Source organism: Mesorhizobium sp. (genome assembly GCF_024509055.1).
Taxonomy (GTDB): Bacteria; Pseudomonadota; Alphaproteobacteria; order Rhizobiales; family Rhizobiaceae; genus Mesorhizobium.
On sequence record NZ_JANINM010000235.1, the window covers coordinates 1 to 17,429 of the forward strand.

Annotated in this window: 16 protein-coding genes and 1 pseudogene; 4 read left to right on the top strand and 13 right to left on the bottom strand. The window is 65.0% G+C overall.

Translation table 11 applies throughout. The annotated features are described in order from the left end of the window. The 3 genes and pseudogenes from Q0L57_RS11425 to Q0L57_RS11435 all read right to left on the bottom strand — a co-directional run. Positions 1-405 (bottom strand): annotated as a pseudogene (locus Q0L57_RS11425) (arginyltransferase); the annotation flags it as partial. Positions 406-553: 148 nt separating this feature from the next. Continuing rightward, a complete protein-coding gene (locus Q0L57_RS11430) occupies positions 554-1,024 on the bottom strand; it encodes an RDD family protein (protein ID WP_296742673.1) in 471 nt (156 codons plus the stop codon). A 107-nt stretch (positions 1,025-1,131) separates the two neighbouring features. Continuing rightward, on the bottom strand, positions 1,132-1,686 hold the full coding sequence (locus Q0L57_RS11435) for an isoprenylcysteine carboxylmethyltransferase family protein (RefSeq protein ID WP_296742674.1): 555 nt from the start codon (positions 1,684-1,686) through the stop codon (positions 1,132-1,134). Positions 1,687-2,185: 499 nt separating this feature from the next. Between Q0L57_RS11435 and Q0L57_RS11440 the strand changes: the two genes are divergently transcribed. Beyond that, positions 2,186-4,822 (top strand): caspase family protein, encoded by a 2,637-nt coding sequence (locus Q0L57_RS11440; protein WP_296742676.1) that lies wholly within the window; start codon positions 2,186-2,188, stop codon positions 4,820-4,822. A 270-nt stretch (positions 4,823-5,092) separates the two neighbouring features. On the opposite strand, the gene Q0L57_RS11445 is transcribed toward Q0L57_RS11440, so the two are convergent. Next, positions 5,093-5,590 (bottom strand): hypothetical protein, encoded by a 498-nt coding sequence (locus Q0L57_RS11445; protein ID WP_296742677.1) that lies wholly within the window; start codon positions 5,588-5,590, stop codon positions 5,093-5,095. Between the two features lie 214 nt (positions 5,591-5,804). Here Q0L57_RS11445 and Q0L57_RS11450 point away from each other — a divergent pair, with 214 nt between their 5' ends. Continuing rightward, a complete protein-coding gene (locus Q0L57_RS11450; protein ID WP_296742679.1) occupies positions 5,805-6,761 on the top strand; it encodes a magnesium transporter CorA family protein in 957 nt (318 codons plus the stop codon). Between the two features lie 131 nt (positions 6,762-6,892). Here the strand turns inward: Q0L57_RS11450 and Q0L57_RS11455 are convergent, their stop codons facing one another. The 8 genes from Q0L57_RS11455 to Q0L57_RS11490 form a co-directional block, all read right to left on the bottom strand. Continuing rightward, positions 6,893-7,114, bottom strand: coding sequence for a hypothetical protein (locus Q0L57_RS11455; RefSeq protein WP_296742682.1), 222 nt, complete (start codon positions 7,112-7,114; stop codon positions 6,893-6,895). A 171-nt stretch (positions 7,115-7,285) separates the two neighbouring features. Beyond that, positions 7,286-8,599: an HlyD family type I secretion periplasmic adaptor subunit gene (locus tag Q0L57_RS11460; RefSeq protein WP_296742684.1), complete on the bottom strand. Its 1,314-nt coding sequence runs from the start codon at positions 8,597-8,599 to the stop codon at positions 7,286-7,288. 3 nt (positions 8,600-8,602) lie between these two features. Further along, positions 8,603-10,345 (bottom strand): type I secretion system permease/ATPase, encoded by a 1,743-nt coding sequence (locus tag Q0L57_RS11465; RefSeq protein WP_296742686.1) that lies wholly within the window; start codon positions 10,343-10,345, stop codon positions 8,603-8,605. A 32-nt stretch (positions 10,346-10,377) separates the two neighbouring features. Continuing rightward, the gene (locus tag Q0L57_RS11470) at positions 10,378-11,841 is read right to left on the bottom strand and encodes a family 16 glycosylhydrolase (protein ID WP_296742688.1); all 1,464 of its coding nucleotides are present in this window, start codon (positions 11,839-11,841) and stop codon (positions 10,378-10,380) included. A 371-nt stretch (positions 11,842-12,212) separates the two neighbouring features. Beyond that, positions 12,213-12,743 carry an Imm52 family immunity protein gene (locus tag Q0L57_RS11475; protein ID WP_296742690.1) on the bottom strand — a complete coding sequence of 177 codons (531 nt, stop codon included), beginning with the start codon at positions 12,741-12,743 and terminating at the stop codon, positions 12,213-12,215. Between the two features lie 85 nt (positions 12,744-12,828). Then, the gene (locus Q0L57_RS11480) at positions 12,829-13,620 is read right to left on the bottom strand and encodes a pyrroline-5-carboxylate reductase dimerization domain-containing protein (protein WP_296742692.1); all 792 of its coding nucleotides are present in this window, start codon (positions 13,618-13,620) and stop codon (positions 12,829-12,831) included. Positions 13,621-13,708: 88 nt separating this feature from the next. Next, on the bottom strand, positions 13,709-15,019 hold the full coding sequence (locus Q0L57_RS11485; protein ID WP_296742693.1) for an NRAMP family divalent metal transporter: 1,311 nt from the start codon (positions 15,017-15,019) through the stop codon (positions 13,709-13,711). 298 nt (positions 15,020-15,317) lie between these two features. Further along, positions 15,318-15,653 (bottom strand): hypothetical protein, encoded by a 336-nt coding sequence (locus Q0L57_RS11490; protein ID WP_296742695.1) that lies wholly within the window; start codon positions 15,651-15,653, stop codon positions 15,318-15,320. Positions 15,654-16,093: 440 nt separating this feature from the next. Between Q0L57_RS11490 and Q0L57_RS11495 the strand changes: the two genes are divergently transcribed. After that, complete coding sequence (locus Q0L57_RS11495; RefSeq protein WP_296742697.1) at positions 16,094-16,555, top strand: hypothetical protein; 462 nt, start codon at positions 16,094-16,096, stop codon at positions 16,553-16,555. A 200-nt stretch (positions 16,556-16,755) separates the two neighbouring features. On the opposite strand, the gene Q0L57_RS11500 is transcribed toward Q0L57_RS11495, so the two are convergent. Next, positions 16,756-16,953, bottom strand: a complete 198-nt coding sequence (locus Q0L57_RS11500; RefSeq protein WP_296742699.1) for a hypothetical protein — start codon at positions 16,951-16,953, stop codon at positions 16,756-16,758. Between the two features lie 249 nt (positions 16,954-17,202). On the opposite strand from Q0L57_RS11500, the gene Q0L57_RS11505 reads away from it, so the two are divergent. Further along, complete coding sequence (locus Q0L57_RS11505) at positions 17,203-17,355, top strand: hypothetical protein (RefSeq protein ID WP_296742702.1); 153 nt, start codon at positions 17,203-17,205, stop codon at positions 17,353-17,355. Positions 17,356-17,429: the final 74 nt, after the last annotated feature.

Consider the following 17,429-nt stretch of genomic DNA (forward strand, 5'->3'; position numbering starts at 1 on the left):
AGACCATGGACAGCCCGTCGGCCATCTTGTCGGTGAGCGCCACCGCGATCAACTCGCCCTGGCCCTTGCCGGTGATGAACGTGTCCGGGCCGCGACGCCGGTATTCGATGATCTTGGTGTCGACATGCGTGTCTTCCACCATCATCGCATAGTCGAGCACGGTCATGTCCGACATGCCGCCGCGGCGATGGCGGGCATCGAGATAGGAGCGGAAGAGCGAGTATTGTTCGGTCGAGGGCTGGGCGTCATGCATGGCGCCGACGAGATCGGCATTGCGGTGGATAACGCGGCGCATGTTGCGACAAGGTGGGTGAACACCTTGCGCTCGAATTGTCCCTCCAGATAGGGGCACGGCGACGGCGCGGTCAGGAAGAACTGCGGCGACTGTGTCGGATGCTGCGTCATCTAATCTTGGAAACGCTCCTGCGAATCGCCCTACCTTTGGCCCGGCCAGCGAAAAATTCAACAGGATTGTGGTGCCGCGACGGCCGCGAGCTGTTCATATTTGAGCGCAGGCGGCGCGGCGGTTCGATGAGCGCGGCCGTGGGCACCGTCAGATGTCGGTGCGGGTGACCACGGTGCCGAGCAGCAGGTCGTGCAGCGTCCGCTTGCGATCGGAGAACAGCGTGACCAGGAGCACCAGCGGCGTCAGGATGACGTTGCCGGCCCAGAACAGCACGGAATGCACGACCGCCGTCATGCCGTCGATGCGGCTGCCGTCGAGTTTTTCCAGGCGGATGCCCATGATCTTCATGCCGGTCGTCGCCTGGTCGCGGCTGCCCAGCGTGTTCCAGATATACAGGATGGCGACAAGCGGCAGCAGAACGGAGAACAGCGCCCAGCCGAGGCCGAAGGTCAACAGACCGAAAATGGCTACCAGAATGGCGAAAGGAATGGTCAGCAGCAAGACGAAGAGATAGTCGAGGATGAAGGCAAAGATGCGCCTTGTCCGCACCCCGCGATAAGCGCGGGTGTCCTCGAACCTCGTGGTGATGATTTCGCCGTCAAGCACGCGCGTGTTCATTTTCGTTCCTCGATCGCGGCACCTCCCACGGGGATGCCTACCGCCCTTTCAAATGGTGAGGACGGTGTGAATTTCAAGGAACATGCGAGCCGGAGGCCGGCGCGCTGTCAGAAGATTCCCGGGCAGAGCCTGTAGCGAACCCGCTCCTTATAGTCGCGATATTCCTGCGTCATCGCCAGGATGCGCTCCTCGCGCAGGATGCGATAGATCTGGAATAGGGTGATGACCGCGTAGACGGTGAAATTGTAGACCGAGAAGCTCGACAGCAGGAACAGGATGTGGCCCGCCAGGTAGCCGGCATAGATCGGATGCCGCAGATATCGATAGGCGCCCCACGTCACGACGCCGCGGTTGCCAGGCAGGATGGCGAAGGAACGCCCGAGCGAGACCTTGCCCCAAATGACGAGCAGCAGCCCCATGAACTGCAGTGGCGCGCAGACATAGATCGGTATGAACTCTATGCCGCGCTCGAATGAGATCAGACCTGAGCCGAAGCCCGCCGTTAAGGCGACGACCACGGTCAGCGGATTCCAGTCACGCACCAACGGGCGTCTGGACAGCAGGAGCCAGAGGAAGTCGAGCCCTTCGGAAATCGTCAGCAGCAGGACGTTGATACGACCTGGATCGAGGAGGAAGTTATGGATGCCGCGATAGACGAACAAGGCGGCAAAGGCGAGCGCGAAGAAACGGAACAGCCCTTCGCGCAGGTCCGTAGCGACGTTGTCGGCTTTCAGCTTGCACCCCCCGCGTCCGGATGCGCGTGTCCGATTTCTGCGCGCGACCGGTCCCGATTCGAATGAATGCCATACTGACTTTGCCGTTGCCTTTCGCAAACATTACAAATTGGTAATGTTGTGGAGGCGGCCGGGGGATGCCGTGCCGATCCAGGCAAGGGCGACCTGTGCACCGTCGTCGGGCACGCTGTCGTTCATCCGTTGAAAAGAGCGGCCTCGGACATGATGGCTACGATCAGCTCCGCTCCACCGTCCAGAGCGCGTCCAGGTCAAGAGGGCGCTTGGCAGTCAACTACGAAGCCTCTGTTTTTTCGACGAAATTCCGCCGCAAAGCCGCCTTCTTGCGCGGTTGAACTGCCTGCCTCGGGAAACCTTCCGGCCTCCCCGGCGTTGTCGTTGCGGAGTGGGATATTGCTAGCGGATTGTGATGCGCGCGCTCTTGAAAATCCTCGGCCTCACGGTCGTTCTCCTCTTCATCGCAGCCCATTCCGGGGCGCAGGCGGAAGGTGAAAAGCGGTTGGCGCTTGTCATCGGCAACGGCGCCTACCAGACGGGCGAGCTTGCCACGGCGGCCAACGATGCCGGTCTCATAGCGCAGACATTGCAGGCCGCGGGCTTCGACGTGGTTGGCGCGCGTGACGTGGACCAGGACTCGCTGCGCGGGGCGTTCCGCGATTTTGCGGGCAAGGTTTCCGCCGCGGGTCCGGATGCGGTCGTTTTCGTCTATCTGGCCGGCGAGGGCGTGCAGTTCGAGGGCGAGAACTACTTCCTCCCGGTTGATGCCCAGATCGCCAATCCGAATGATGTTCCGCTCCAGGCCATGCGGATTGCCGATGTCACCAAGTCGCTTTCCGGATTGCCGGCGAAGGTCAAGGTGGTCGTGCTCGACGCGGCGCGGCCGAATAGCCTGCCGCAGTCGAACCAGCCGCTGGCCGGGGGACTTGCCTTGGTCGATCCGGATCCGAACATGCTGATTGCCTTCAATGCCGCGCCGGGAACCGTCGCGCCGGAAGGCAAGGGGCCGTATGGCGCCTACGCCCAGGCGCTCGCCGAGATGATGCGCGAAGGCGGCCTGTCGCTGCAGGATGTGTTCGACCGCACGCGGCTGCGCGTCAACGAAGTGACGCAGGGCGCCCAGGTGCCATGGAACGCCTCCAAGGTCAGCGCGCCTTTCGTCTTCTTCGACCGCGCTCCGGATGCGCCGGCGCCGAAGGTTTCCGAGGCCGAATCCCGGGCCAACCGAACGAAGGCGATCCGCGATTTCAACGCGCGCGATGCCTATGTCGCGGCGCTCGACCGCGACACGATGCACGGCTATCAGGATTTCCTCGTCGCCTATCCGCGCGATCCCATGGCCAAGCGGGTACGTGCCATCATCGCCGCGCGGCGTGAGGCGATCACCTGGCGCGAGACATGGCTGCAGGACTCGCCGGATGCCTACTGGTCCTATCTGAGGCGATACCCGCATGGTCCGCATGCATGGGACGCCCGCCGCCGGCTGGAGCATTTCGACGCTGCCCTGGAGCCGCCCGAAGAGTTCACCGTCTATGCCTACGACGTGCCGCCGCCGCCGCCGGAAGAGATCGTCTATGTCGACCGTCCGGTGCTCTATTTCGACGACCCCGATTTCGACTTCGAGCCGCCGCCGCCGGTCGACGTGATCTTCCTGCCGCCGCCGCCGCCGGACTTCGTCGAGCTGGAAGCGCCGCCGCCGCCGGTCGACGTCTTCGTCCTGCCGACGCCGGTCTTCGTGCCGATACCAGCATTCTTCAACCCGCCGGCGGACATCGTGGCGCCGCCGAACGACGTCATCTTCAACAACATCCACAACACGACCGTCATCAACAACATCAACAACACGACGATCAAGGAGAGCGCCGGCCAGGCCGAACACCCGAACGCCAATGCTGGGGGCAACCTCACCACGGGCCAGAAGTTGGCCGTCGGCGCCGGCGCGGCCGCGCTGGCGGCCCGGGTCGCGCTGCCCCCATTGCTGCAGAAGCGAGCGGCGTCCCATCAGGCTCCGGTCAATCAGAGTCAGGGTGGCCAAGGAACGGCGCAAGGCCAGCAGTCAGGCGGAGCGACGCCGCAGTCGAAGACGCTGCAGTCCAAGACACTGCAATCCAAGACACTGGGCAAGCTGTCGACCGATCACGCCCTGCCGAACGCCAAGACGCTCCCGCCCGTCAACGGCAAGCCGGTCCTCAACGGCCAGAACCTGCCGAACGACAACAAGTCGAGGAAGGCGCTGGGCAAGCAGGGGACGGCTGGCGGCGACAACCAACAGGCTACCGGGAATGCGGGCGCCCCGGTCACCGGCGAGCAGAACGCGACAGGCCAGGGCAAGCGCAACCTCCGCAAGCTTCCGAACGTCAACGGCGCTCCTTCGCAAAGTGGCCAGAACGCGCAGCGGAGGTTGGGCAAGAACAACCCGCCGTCGAACCAGAACGCGCCGGAAGGCAAGCAAAACAAGCTGCCGCGCAACCAGCTCAAATCGTCCGGCCAGGCTGCCGCAGGGCCAAGCGGGCAGGGTGCCTCGCCGAATGCAAACGAGAGGAACCGGAAGCTGCGCAAGCTTCCCGAGGCCGGCGGCGTGCCTCAGGGCGGTGAACTGAATGTCCAGCGAAACTTGAGGCCGAACAAGCCTAATGCAAGTGCGCAGCGACGCCGCGAGCAGGCACAACCGAACGCGCAGGAACCGAGGCTGCGCAAACCGCAGTTCAACGCGCAGCCGAGACCTCAGATCCAGGAGCGCCGCGTGCCGCAGGTGGAGCAGCCGAGGCCTCAGGTGCGGGAGCGCCGTCTGCCGCAGGTGGAGCAGCCGAGGCCACAGATGCAGGAGCGCCGGGCGCCGCAGGAGCAGCCGAGGCCACAGATGCAGGAGCGCCGGTCGCCGCAGGAGCAGCCGAGGCCGCAGATGCAGGAACGTCGGGCGCCGCAGGAGCAGCCGAGGCCTCAGATGCAGGAGCGCCGCGCGCCGCAACAGCAACCCAGGCCGCAGCCGCAGGAATCACAAAAGAGGCCACCTTGCGGGAAGCCGGGCGAACCGGCCTGTGGCAAGTGATCGGGCAAGAACGGGCTGAACGGCGCCAGGAGCGTTGGACCGCGACACCCTTCGCACCCATAGTCGCCTTTGACAAATCGAGGGTCGGGCCTGCGCCTCGGTCCCAAAAAGCTGGGCATTTGCCTCTGGGCCGCCGACGCTGCGGTCGAGCACAAGCCAGGCGTCATCGCCGCCGCGAATGCGGCGTCTCCAAAGTGCGCCATTTGGATTCTCCCGACGTTGCCACTGGCTGGCGGTCGCCAGTCGATGACAGGAGAGCCGGGCATAGGCTCACCCCTGGGCCGGCTCCTCGTAGATGCCGATGATGAGCAGCCAGGCGCCCGAGATCAGGAAGGCGAAGAGCACGATGGTTCCGATGGCCGCGATGTAAAGGCCTATGCTGCGCCCGAAAATGAGGAAGATCGCGCCCAGGACCTCGGCGAGGTAGCACGCCGTGCCGCCCGCGAGCCGCGGCCCGGTCAGCCCGATGGAACTCATCCCCTCCATGATGGCCACGACATAGCCCCTGACGAAGATGAACGTCGCGATCACCCAGAGGAAAAGCCATTCGAGGCCGAGCGCCGGAAGATACTGGTTGCCCAGCAGCGCAAGGCTGCACGCCATGAAGATCGCGCTGAAGCCCGACAGCATGTTGATCGCGCGGTTCTTGTGCGTGGTGTTGCGCACGATGCGTTCCGGGTTGATCGAGATGGCGACGAAGATCAGACCGGCAAGGCCCGCCGCGCCGCCGCCCACCATGACGAAGAAATTGCTCCACTGGTCCAGCATGAATTGCCCCTCAGGCTCGAGCTTCAGGCGGCTCGATGGATGCGCAGGCTAGCATGGCCGCGCGCCCGGACTCCACGGGCGGGACAGGCGATCACGGCAGTGTCATCGTTCCGGTTGCGAAGGCGCGGCCGCCGCTGCCTGTCCGGCGCTCGCCCGGGAAGCCACGGCATGCTAAGGACGCCCGATCCCTCCTCATATCGGCCGCGCCCCACAGATGTTGAGCTTCTATCCGCAAGGCAAGTCCCCCGAAGCGATGGCGCAGGCCATCTGGCTGGACCTGCGCGATCCCGTTCCCGCGGAAGCCGCCGAAGTCCAGAAGCTGATCGGCGTTGCGGTGCCGAGCCGCGAAAGCCTTGCCGAGATCGAGAATTCGAGCCGGCTCAAGGCGCGCGACGGCGTGCTTTCCATGAGCGTGCCGATGATCACCCGTGTCGAAGGCGGGCCGCCGCAGGTCGCGCCCGTCGGCTTCGTGCTTTCGCGCGACCGCCTCGTCACCGTCCGCTTCGCCGCGCTGCCGGCCTTCGACGACGTCGCCGGGCGCTTCGGCGATCCAGCCCGCAGCCCGACCTGCAGCCTGGAGGTGTTCGTCGATCTTTGCGAGGAGATCGTCGACCGCCTCGCCGACAGCCTGGAGCAGGTCGCGACCGAGCTGCGCAGCCTGTCCGCGTCCTCCTTCCATGTCCCCGACAGCGCGGGCCGCAAGGCGATCCGCTCCAACCGGGTGATCCGGGGCCAGCTGCGCCATGTCGGTCGACTGGGGGATTATCTTTCTGAGAAGCGGGACGCCCTGCTGGCGCTGGCGCGCGCCGTGAATTTCAGCATCGAGATGACCACCGACTGGGACGCCGGCCAGGTGATGTCGCGAATGGATGGTCTCAAGCAGGACCTGGCCTCGCTGGCCGACTACGAGGTCCACCTCGCCGACAAGGTGCAATTCCTGCTCGACGCCATGGTCGGGCTGATCGGCATGGCGCAGAACGATATCTTCAAGATCCTCACCATCGTCTCGATCGTCGGCATCCCGCCGACGCTCATCGCCGGCATCTACGGCATGAATTTCAAGGGCATGCCCGAATATGACTGGGCCTATGGCTATCCCTACGGGCTGGCGATGATCGTTCTTAGCGCCGTCATTCCGCTCGCGTGGTTCAAATGGCGCGGCTGGTTCTGACGGGCCGGACCCAGGCTGCGAAGGCGACCGACCGCCAACGGCGGCATGATAAGCATCGCCGCTGCTGACGGCTGCCCAGATACAAAAAAGCCCGCTCCGGTGTTCTGGAGCGGGCGGAAGCTTCTATTCCCTTATTTGCAGTCTTTGAGCATCTTCAATGCCTTCTCGGCATTGGCTTGGGAATCGTAAGCCTTCGTTCCGGCGTCAGTCACTTTCTTGCCGTCGGGCTTCGTGGAAACCACGGAGCACTTCTTCGTCGTGGCGTCCTTGCCCACCCAGTATTGGGTAGCGGCGAACGCAGGCATGCTGACGAGCGTCACAATCGAAGCAGCAACCAGAACTTTGCGAATCATGGTGTTCTCCCAGATTAATCAATAGCTGTTGGGGCGACCCGGATCATTTATCCAGTTCTGTTGCCCATCAACTTGGACTCGTAAACCAGGCCGCGCGTCAGCGGTATCTCGAACCTGCCACAGAGGGCAATTTACAAATCCGTAAGCTGCGCGTCGCGGCCCCGCCGCCGCCTAATGCTCCCTGAACGCCCGCGCGAAGGAATCCAGCAGCGGTCGTGCAAGGTATTCGAGGAAGGTCCGGTCGCCGGTGCCGATGAAGGCCTCGACAGGCGTTCCAGGATAGAGCTGCCCGGCCTTCACCTCGGGGGGCAGGGCGTCGGCGATCTTCAGCCTGGCGCGGAAATAGGGCTCGTGGGTGGCCGGGTCGAACAGCCGGTCGGCGGAAATCTGCGTCACCGTGGCCGGCACCTCGGGCGTCAGCCGCATGTTGAGCGCCGATAGCCTCAGTCTCGCCGGCTGGCCGACGCGCACGCGGTCGATGTCGCCCGGCCTGAGCTTGGCGTCGACGATCAGGCCCGACGCCGTCGGCAGGATCTCCATGATCTTCTCGCCAGGTCCGATCACGCTGCCCTTCGAATTGTAGGTCGAGGACACGACGATGCCGTCGGCCGGCGCCCTGATCGTCGTGCGTTCCAGCACCGCCTCGGCCGCCCGCGTCTGCTCGCCGATGTCGGCGAGCTTGGTGCGGACATCGTCGAGCTTAGTCAGCGCGTCCTCCACGCGCTGCGTCGTCAGGCGCTCGGTCTGGTCCTCAGCCTCGATGATCTGCGTCTTGACCGAGGCGAAGTCGGCCTCCAGCGTGCCGGCCTGGCCGACGAGGTCGGCCTCGCTGCGCAGAAGCTGCGAATATTCGCTGCGGTTGGTGAGGCCCCGGTCGAGCAGGCTCGACTTGATGTCGAGCTCCTTCTTCACCACGTCGGCCTGCTGCTGGATGGCGAGCTTCTGCGCGTTCAGGCCCTGCAGCGACTCGCGCTGCATGGCGACCCGTTGCGCCAGGATCGACTGCTCGGAGCGGAAGCGGGCAAGCCTTGCATCGAATTCCTTCTGCTGCTCGCCGATCAGCATCTCGAAATCGTGCTGGAACGCCGCCGGCGCCGCCTCGGTGACCGGCGCCAGCCTGTCCAGCCCGTCGCGCTCCGCCTCTAGCCGCAGCGCACTCGCCTCGAGCGCGATCGACTGCCTGGCCAGCCGGTTGAGCTCGGCCTGCGCTGCCGTCTTGTCGAGGACGATCAGGTCCTGTCCTTCCCGCACGCGGTCGCCCTCATGCACCAGCAGCTGCTGGACGATGCCGCCCTCGGCATGCTGGATCAGGATGTTGCCGCCGGTGGCCGAGATCGTGCCCTGGGTGATGACCGCGCCGGCCAGCGGCGCGCTCGCCGCCCAATAACCGAAGCCGCCGACCAGGAGCGCGGTCGCGGCATAGCCGGCGAAAGCGACGCGGCGGAAATCGGTGCGCGGCTGGCTGTCGAGGCTTGGCGCGGACATCGCTCAGGACCCGAAGCGCACGCCTGGCGCGCGGATCGTTGGCGTGAACGATCCGGTGGCGACCGGCTTCTGTTGCGGACCCTTGGCCGTCGTGGACTGCCGCAGCACGTCCGTGCTCGGGCCGAAGGCTTCGATCATGCCGCCGCGCAGCAGCATCACCCGGTCGCAGGCCATGGCGATCGACGGCCGGTGCGTGATCACGATGACCGTGACGCCCGCGGCGCGCGCGGCCGCAAGCACCGCTTCCAGCGAAGCCTCGCCGGTGCCGTCGAGATGAGTGCTCGGCTCGTCCAGCACCAGGATGCGCGGCTTGCCGTAAAGCGCGCGCGCCAGCCCGATCCGCTGGCGCTCGCCGCCGGACAGCGTCCGGTCCGAGGGGCCGATCCGGGTCTGGTAGCCGTCCGGCTGCGCTACGATGAGCTCATGCGCATCGGCGCGTTTCGCCGCCTCGACGATCGCGGCGTCGTCCGCGTCGGGATCGAGCCGGGCGACATTCTGCGCGATCGTGCCAGGGAAGAGCTCCACCTCCTGCGCCAGATAGCCGATATGCCTGCCGATCTGGTTTTCGTCCCACGTCCGGAGGTCGGCGCCGTCGATCCTGACCGCGCCGCTGGTCGGCTGCGTGGCGCCGACCAGCAGCCGCGCCAGCGTCGATTTGCCGGCGCCGCTCGGGCCGACGATCGCCACCGCCTGTCCGGCGGCAATCGCGAAGTTCAGCCGCTTGATGATGGGCGCGGCCCCGGGCAGGGCCTTCGGCGCCGTGAAGACGAGGTCCTGCACGGCGATCGCGCCGGACGGGTCGGGCAGGGCCAGCTTGCCGCCCTCTTGCGGCTGCCCTGCAAGCGCTTCGCCCAGCCGCCGCCAGGCGCGCCTTGCATCGACGATCTGCCGCCAGGAGCCGATCAGCTGGTCGAGCGGTTGCAGCGCGCGCGAGGAGACCAGCGAGGAGGCGAAGATCATGCCGGCGGTCATCTTGCCGCCCAGCACCAGCCACGCGCCGGCGCCCAGTATCGCCAGCTGCAGAACCATGCGCAGCGCCCGCGAGGCGCCACTGAACGCCGCATTGGCGCTGGCCGAGCGGTCGTGCAGGACGAGCGCTTCGCCGACATGGCGCCCCCATAGCCGGGCGGCGTTCCGGACCATGCCCATGGCGCGCAGCGTTTCGGCGTTGCGGATGAAGGCCTGTTCGGCCTGGCTGGCCAGCGCCGTGCGCTCCGTGGAAAGCGCATCGTTGCGGCCGATGGCGAGCTGGTTCGCCACCACCAGCATGAAGAGCGCCACCGCACCCGCGAGCGTCAGCCAGAACAGCAGCGGATGGATGAGGTAGAGCAGCGCGAGGAAGAGCGGGGCGAAAGGCAGGTCGAAGAGCACCGCCACGCCGCGCGAGCGGATGAAGGCGCAGACCGAGGCGAGGTCGCGCAGCGGCGACAGGATGCCGCCGGCTTGTCCGGCGCCGAGCGCCGCGGCGAACGTCCTTGCGCCGAGCTGCCGGTCCAGCGTCGCCGCCACGCGCTGCGTGTAGATGGCGCGCACGGCGTCGAGGAAGCCGAGGAAGGCCAGCGCGACGACCGCCATTGCCGACAAGTAAAGCAGCGTCTCGACACTGGAGGAGGGCAGCACCCGGTCATAGACCTGCAGGAGGTAGAGCGGGACCACCAGCAGCAGGGCGTTGATGAGCAGCGAGAACAGCCCGACATCGGCGACCGCCCGACGTAGAACGGGCCGCGGATCCGTTTGCTCCGTCATGTCCGCACCCCTCCGAGGCCTGGGCACCCGCGTCAGGCCGCATGCTCGTTGGTCATGCCGATATGCGTGCTGGTGGTCGTATGGCTGGCCGACGCCAGCGTGTGGCTCGACAGGTCGTTCAGCGTATAGGCGCGGATATAGTCGATCTTCATCTCGGCCGGCGTGGCAAGGTGATCGGGCGGCGCGCCGGCGAAGCCGCCGACCGCGAGATTGACCAGCATGTACATCGGGCTGTGCATGTCGGCCGGCGTCGCCTTCTCGGCGACCTCTACGCCGTCATAGGTCCAGACCAGCTCGTCCGGCGTCCACAGCACGCCATAGGTATGGAAGCCCCCGGTATCCATGACGTTCACCGTGGACGAAACCTCGGTGTGCGTGCCGGTCGCGTTGGAATGCGCCGTCATGTAGAGCTTGTTCGGCTCCTGGCCCCGCATTTCCATGACGTCCAGTTCCGGCGGCCAAGAGCCGTCTTCCGGCAGCAGCCAGAAGGCCGGCCATGCCCCGGCATTATGGGGCAGCTCGGCCCGCATTTCGAAATAGCCGTAGGTCTGCGAGAAGGACTCGTGCGTGTTGAGCATGCCGGATGTGTACTCGTAATTGTTGATGAGGGGCTTGATGTCGGCCGGCGCCTGCGCCGCGGTGATGGTGAGGATCCCGTTCGAGATGCTGAACGGGTTCACCGAGCTCGTCGGCGCGTAATTGGTGTTGATGTACCATTGCAGCTCGTTGTTGCCGGTCAGCGTGCTGCCGTTTGCCGCTCCCCACCAGAAGTTGGAGTCCCATGTGCCGCTGTGGCCGTTCCAGAGGCTCAGCGAATTGAAGTCGTCGTTGAAGGACAGCGTCATGCCCGACTTGTCGATCGGCAACTCGAACTGGCTGGGTTGGAACTTGTCGATGGTCGTGTTCTTGAACTCCAGGATCTCGCCGGATCCGAGGTTGAGGACCACGTTCGGCCCCGCCTGGATCATGGCGGAGTGGACCGCGTCGAACGAGGCGAAGCTGTAGCCGTCGAGGCGCACGGTGTCGGTCGCGGCGAAATTGACGATCGAGTCGCTGCCGTTGCCCTTCGATATGATGAAGGTGTCGTTGCCGCCGCCGCCGTCGATCAGCACGTCGTTGCCGCCACCGCCGTCAAGCGTCTGGTAGCCGGCCGTGGCGGTGATGATGTTGTCCAGCGAATTGCCGAAGGCGTAGTTGTTGGGGTTGGTGACGATGAGGTTCTCGACATTGTCGGGCAGCGTGTAGTTCATCCAGGTGTTGATCGTGTCGATGCCCTCGCCAGGGTTCTCGACCACCTTGTTGCCCGGCCCGTAGAGATAGTAGATGTCGTCGCCCGGCCCGCCATACATGGTGACGTTGACGCCGCTGGCACCCCACATGGAGTCGTTGCCGGATGTTCCGTACAGGGTCGGCCCCGACGAAGCCGCCGAAAGCCAATGGGTGGAAGCGCCGCTATAGTAGAGAGGAACGCCCACGGCGTTGACGATGAAGCTCATTGGACAATCCTTCCGCGCTGGCCCCGCCCGGATGGCTGTTTGCAGGATCGCTGCAACCCAACTTGCAACCCGGACTATCGTTCCCGAAAACAAGCAATTAGTACAGAAAAAAAACGCCTGTATTTTTATCGATATTTTGTGGCAAATAGAATAAGCTGCGCCTAATACAATCATGGCGTGAAGCGCTGCCGATTTTACTTAATATTTCAAGATTTTCTGCCGAAAGATTATGCAGGCTGCCGCGTGTGGGTGCATTTTGATGCAGCGCGGCCGACCTAGGCAGTGAACTCATAAATGCAGATTGACCAAGGTGACATGGGGAGCAGCCCCCTTGCCGATCTCGCGGAACCAAGGCATGCAGTGCAACTGCCCTACCTCTCGCGTTTGAATGTCGCGACCTCCGTGGTCTCGTGCGCCTGCGTCTCGGCATTCCATCTGCTTTGCTGAACAACACCGCTCTCTGGGTTCCAGATGCCAACGAGAGCTTCCATGAGCTTGAGGGCTTTTGCGTCATCCATGCCAACGCTTCCCTCGCGGCTTATACTCACATAAGCGGCATTGCTGACCCAAGGCGATGTGCAGCCGCACTTGATGCTGGTGTTGGCGGTGCAGCCACCGACCTCACCATTCCAGAAGCGAATGGACCACCCAAGCTCCTCGATGACCGAACGATCAGTGTCCGTTCGCGAAACGCCCTTCCGCAGTAGACCAGTCAAGGCATCAAGGGACCCGACATCCGCGGCTACTGGTACTTTGGGTTTCCGCGACGCAAGTTTGAACCAACTTGCCAGACCTTTGTCGAAATGTGAGATGGCCTCGAAGTGGGTATGGGCCAACCGCGCGCATGCATTCAGATCACAAGCGCGCGCTGGCCAGTAGACGCCGATCAGTGTTTCCGGCAACGGCAAACTCCGCAGTTTGGCCCGCGACCCTACCGCGCGGCCGCATGTCTGCAATGGGTCGTTGCGGCCGGTTTTCGCGTTCCGCTCACTTCTCGCCCATCGCGATCGACTTCGCGAACGCCGCCGCCAGCCCCTTGGCCACGGCCTCGTCGAAACCTTCCTTGCGCATGGTCTCGATCGCGGCGGCGGTCGTGCCGCGATAATCGAGGAAGGCTGCCACGGTGTCGTCCGGCTCGGCGTCGTTGCGTTCCAGCATGCGGCCGGTGCCGGCGAGCACGGTGTTGACGGCGCGCCGCGCGACATCGGGCGCGAGGCCGAAGCGGACCGCGTCGCGCATCATCGCCGCCGCCAGCAGGGCAGGGAAGGCGGGGCCGGAACCGGTCAACCCGGTGAGGTAGTCGATGTCGCGTTCGCTGCCGACCTCGTCCTGCAAGCCGCAGGCGTCGAAGATCGCGCGCACCGCGGCGCGGTCCGCCTCGGTGGTGTCGATGCTCGCGATCCACGGCGTGTAGGATCTCGCCACCTCGGCGGCCGCGTTTGGCAGCGAGCGCACGACGCGGCGCGTGCCGTGCTTCTCGCCGACCTCGGCAAGGCGGATGCCGGCCATCACCGAGATGACCAGCTTGCCCTTGGCGTCGATGTCGAGCGGCGGCCAGTCCTGCGGCCGCACAGATAGCATGATGATGTCCGAGCGGTCGGCGAGCGCCTGGTTGTCTACGGTCCAGAACGCGCCGGGAAAGCGGTCGGGCTTCGCGCTGCGGTAGGACAGGGCGAGGTCCTGCGGATGCACGACGCCCGCCTCGATCGCCGCGCCGGCGATGGCCCCGCCGAGCCAGCCCGCGCCGCCGACGATGCCGAGTTTTAGTCGAGCGCTCATGCCCAGCCTCCCTTTGCTGTTCCCAGCGTGCGGGAGGCCGCGGGCCTTGTCCAGCGTCAAGGCACAAACCGGTCGAAGCAATCGATGCCTAGACGAACCACTGCACGCCGAGGCCGAGCGCCGCCAGCGCCATCGCGATGGTGGACAGCCAGCCGAGCGACCTCAGCCAGCCTTGCACGGGAAACTCGCCCATGATGTCGCCCCGGCCGGCCATCAGCATCATGACCACCATCACCGGCACGGCGCAGACGCCGTTAATGACGGCGCTCCAGTAGAGCGCCTTGATCGGGTCGATGGGCGTGAACATGATGCCGGTGCCGAGCGCCGTCGCGGCGGCCAGCGTGCCGTAGAACGCCACCGCCTCCTTGGGCTTGCGCGCCAGGCCGACCTTCCAGTGCATCGCCTCGCCTACTGCGAAGGCGGCGGAGCCGGCCAGCACCGGCACGGCGAGCAGGCCGGTGCCGACGATGCCGGCGGCAAAGACGATGAAGGCGAACTTGCCGGCCACCGGCTCAAGCGCCTTCGCCGCGTCGGTGGACGACGCGATGTCGGTCACGCCTGCCTTGTGCAGCGTCGCGGCTGTGGTGAAGATGATGGCGACGGCGATGAGGTCCGATAGCGCCATGCCGATCAGCGTGTCGGCGCGGATGCGCTTGAAGGCTTTGGAAGCCTGCCACGGCGCCCATCTCAGCGGCTTGGCAGCGGGGTCGAGCTGTTCGTCCTCCACTTCCTGCGAGGCCTGCCAGAAGAACAGGTAGGGCGATATCGTCGTGCCGAGGATGGCCAGCAGCGTGGTGAAGAACGCGCCGCTCCATTCGACATGCGGGATCAAGAGCCCCCTGGCCGCTTCGCCCCAGGGCATCTTCACCGCGAACATCGCCACCACATAGGCGAACAGGCTGAGCGTCGTCCATTTGAGGATCGTGACGTAGCGGCTGTAGTGCAGGAAGACGATCGCCACCACGCACACCAGCGCGAACGCCACGACATAAAGCGAGCTTGGCCCGCCCACCAGGAGCTGCAGCGCGTCGGCCATGGCGCTGAGGTCGGCGCCGATGTTGATGACGTTGGCGACGAAGAGCAGCAGGACGATGAAGTAGAGCAGCGAGGCCGGGTAATGGCGGGACAAATTGCCCGAGATCCCTTTTCCCGTGGTGCGGCCGATGCGGGCCGAAATCTCCTGGATCGCCGCCATCAGCGGGAAGGCGAGCACCATGCTCCAGCCGATGTTGAAGCCAAGCTGCGCCCCGGCCTGGCTGTAGGTGCCGATGCCGGAGGGATCGTCGTCGGACGCGCCGGTGATGAAGCCCGGCCCGATGGTCCGCAGGAACCGTTGGAACGGCCCTTTCGCGACAATGTTGCTTTGTTCCCGCGAAACGTCCGAAGTCACATCGGTCAAGGCCTGTCCCTCCACGGCGGACGCGCAAGGCGCGTCGGCGCGGTATCTGTTGATTTCGGCTTACTTAAGAAAATCGTGAACAAACAACGGCGTCACGCCGCTGTGGTTCCGCGCGGTCGCGCGAGGCTATCCTGCCCCGCCGCTGGATCGGGAACCTTCGCGCTCCGGCGCGGTTATCGCTTTGCCAGGGTGGCTCCTGGTTTACAGACCCTGTCGCCCGCCGGTCATGCCGGCGGGTCTTTTTCGCACACGCGGGTAGTTAGGTGGGGCCCGCGATGCGCCAGGCCCCGACGCACGCTCAGTTGTTCCAGTCGTCCCAGTTGTCGTCATCCTGCGGGTAGCGGGGAATGACCCGGATGACCGGCCGCTGACGCTCGTAGCGCCAGTCATACTCGTCCGGCGGCGGTTGCGGCTCGTAGGTGCGGTAGACGGGCCGGTAATGATGCCGGTGCTTCCAGTATTTATGCGTCTTGTGCGGCCGCACGCAGTAGCCGTCCTCGGTGAGGTAGGCGCAGCGCACGTCGGCCTGGTGCACCAGGCTGTCTGTGGCAGGCGCGGCAAGCATCGGCGCGGCCTGCACGGGGGACAAGGGCAACAGCATGGCGCCCGCTAGGGCAAGGGCGAACGGTTTCATCGAGCTCTCCATCATCTCGTTCGCGGCGGAACAAACCCGATGCTCTCAGCGATTTGAAGGCAGGCCGGGATCACTTTGTTTTTCGACCGCAAACAAAGCGACGCCGCTTGCCGGCCATGAAGGATGAAACGCCCGTCGGCGTGTCTTCCAGCGCTGGAATCCATCGTGGCAAGAGCGAAGAAACATAAACATTTCCAAACACTTGGTTAAGCGCTTGTAAAGCTTTTCACGGCAATCGCGCCGGCTCCGGTCCAAGGCTGAGCCGATCCATGCGACCATGGTCCCCGCACGGCGCCAAAAAGGTCCGACCGTGCTGGGCAGGGGTCGTGGGCCGCTTCCGACGAGGCAGCAAGAGGACAATTGTTCGGCCGCTTTCCGCGCCGATTCAAGGGCGCGCCACTGGCCGGAACGACGCGGCCACGACGACGAGGAGATGATCGATGACCAGACTTCCCTTCAATCGGCTTGCCTGGCTCGCGCTGCGCGCCTCCACGGCACTGGTGCTCACCTTCGCCCCCTACCACCTGACGCTCGATGGCGCGGCCAAGCTGGTGCCGGCGGCCGCCCACGCGGAGTCCGAGGGCGGAAACGGCGGCAATGGCGGTAGCGGCGGCGGTGGCGGCGAAGGTGGCAATGGCGGCAATGGTGGCGGCGACCATGATGGCGGCGACCACGATGGCGGCGACAGCCACGGCAGCAGCGGCGGCACGACCGGTGGCACGACTGGTGGTACCACCGGCGGCCACCAGGACGACCAGGGCGACGACAACGACGACCAGGGCGAAGGCAATGGCGGCACAACCGGCACTGGCACTGGCACGGGGACGACCGGTACCGGCGGGTCCGACACCGAGACCGAGGGCGGTTCGTCCACCACCACGACCGGTGAAACCGACGACTAGAGCAATTGGGTGACGCTCGGGTAGCGGGTCAGCTTGAAATCTCGCCCCGATCACAACAGCCGCTTTCGCCTATGCCCTGTCCGGAGACAGGCGGAAGCGCATGCCATACTCGCCTGGCGGCTGAATAGCCCGGCTCGCTTATCAACTGGTGACACAGGATTCACGGGCCGGACTACCCAGCATGGCTAGTTGTTGCCAGCCTAGCCTGCCCGCCTGAGCCGGTTTGAAAGTTCCACCGGGTCGATTATTCCCTGACCGAACAGGCACATGATCCTGCGTCCGATCCGTTCCCGGCCGTTTTGATCCTTGCACTCGACAGGATGCCTTGCGCAGTAGTCGTTCAGAGCCTTTGCAAGAACGGCAAGTTGGGCGGAATCCGCCACACCGTAAACCGACATGCTCGTCTCCCTCATCGGGGCGAAAGCATGCTATTCGCTTCCAAGCGTCCGCTTGCCTCTATTGGGTACGGGCGACCCGGGAACGATACACCCAAAAATGTGCAGCCACGAGTCAATTCAGCGGAACCGAAGTCCGATGCCGTAACGGCATGGAAGTTTCAAACTGACCCACCACCGGCGCTCGCGTCCAGGTTCGCGAGCCCGCCGCAACGTGCTATCATCCGACCCGCTCGCGGGTCGGAGGCGGTCGTGAAGAAAATCATTCTCGGGACGGCGGCGCTGCTGTTCCTGGCGGCCGTGGCGTCCGCCGTCCACTCATTGCTGTTCGGTTGCCCGCATGGCGGCTCGTATCATTGCGTGCCGGGCTATAACCGCGAGGTCTGCGGCTGCCCGCAATCCTAGGCAGGTCCGGGAACCGGGCGGTTCATCGTTTCGCGCAAACGACAAACCGCTCCAGCTTCGCGGGCGCGGCGTTG

Excerpts from the sequence above, each read along its gene's own strand:
- Q0L57_RS11430 (WP_296742673.1), bottom strand. The coding sequence starts at position 1,024 with ATGAACACGCGCGTGCTTGACGGCGAAATCATCACCACGAGGTTCGAG.
- Q0L57_RS11440 (WP_296742676.1), top strand. The coding sequence starts at position 2,186 with ATGCGCGCGCTCTTGAAAATCCTCGGCCTCACGGTCGTTCTCCTCTTC.
- Q0L57_RS11445 (WP_296742677.1), bottom strand. The coding sequence starts at position 5,590 with ATGCTGGACCAGTGGAGCAATTTCTTCGTCATGGTGGGCGGCGGCGCG.
- Q0L57_RS11450 (WP_296742679.1), top strand. The coding sequence starts at position 5,805 with ATGTTGAGCTTCTATCCGCAAGGCAAGTCCCCCGAAGCGATGGCGCAG.
- Q0L57_RS11455 (WP_296742682.1), bottom strand. The coding sequence starts at position 7,114 with ATGATTCGCAAAGTTCTGGTTGCTGCTTCGATTGTGACGCTCGTCAGC.
- Q0L57_RS11460 (WP_296742684.1), bottom strand. The coding sequence starts at position 8,599 with ATGTCCGCGCCAAGCCTCGACAGCCAGCCGCGCACCGATTTCCGCCGC.
- Q0L57_RS11465 (WP_296742686.1), bottom strand. The coding sequence starts at position 10,345 with ATGACGGAGCAAACGGATCCGCGGCCCGTTCTACGTCGGGCGGTCGCC.
- Q0L57_RS11470 (WP_296742688.1), bottom strand. The coding sequence starts at position 11,841 with ATGAGCTTCATCGTCAACGCCGTGGGCGTTCCTCTCTACTATAGCGGC.
- Q0L57_RS11480 (WP_296742692.1), bottom strand. The coding sequence starts at position 13,620 with ATGAGCGCTCGACTAAAACTCGGCATCGTCGGCGGCGCGGGCTGGCTC.
- Q0L57_RS11490 (WP_296742695.1), bottom strand. The coding sequence starts at position 15,653 with ATGAAACCGTTCGCCCTTGCCCTAGCGGGCGCCATGCTGTTGCCCTTG.
- Q0L57_RS11495 (WP_296742697.1), top strand. The coding sequence starts at position 16,094 with ATGACCAGACTTCCCTTCAATCGGCTTGCCTGGCTCGCGCTGCGCGCC.
- Q0L57_RS11500 (WP_296742699.1), bottom strand. The coding sequence starts at position 16,953 with ATGTCGGTTTACGGTGTGGCGGATTCCGCCCAACTTGCCGTTCTTGCA.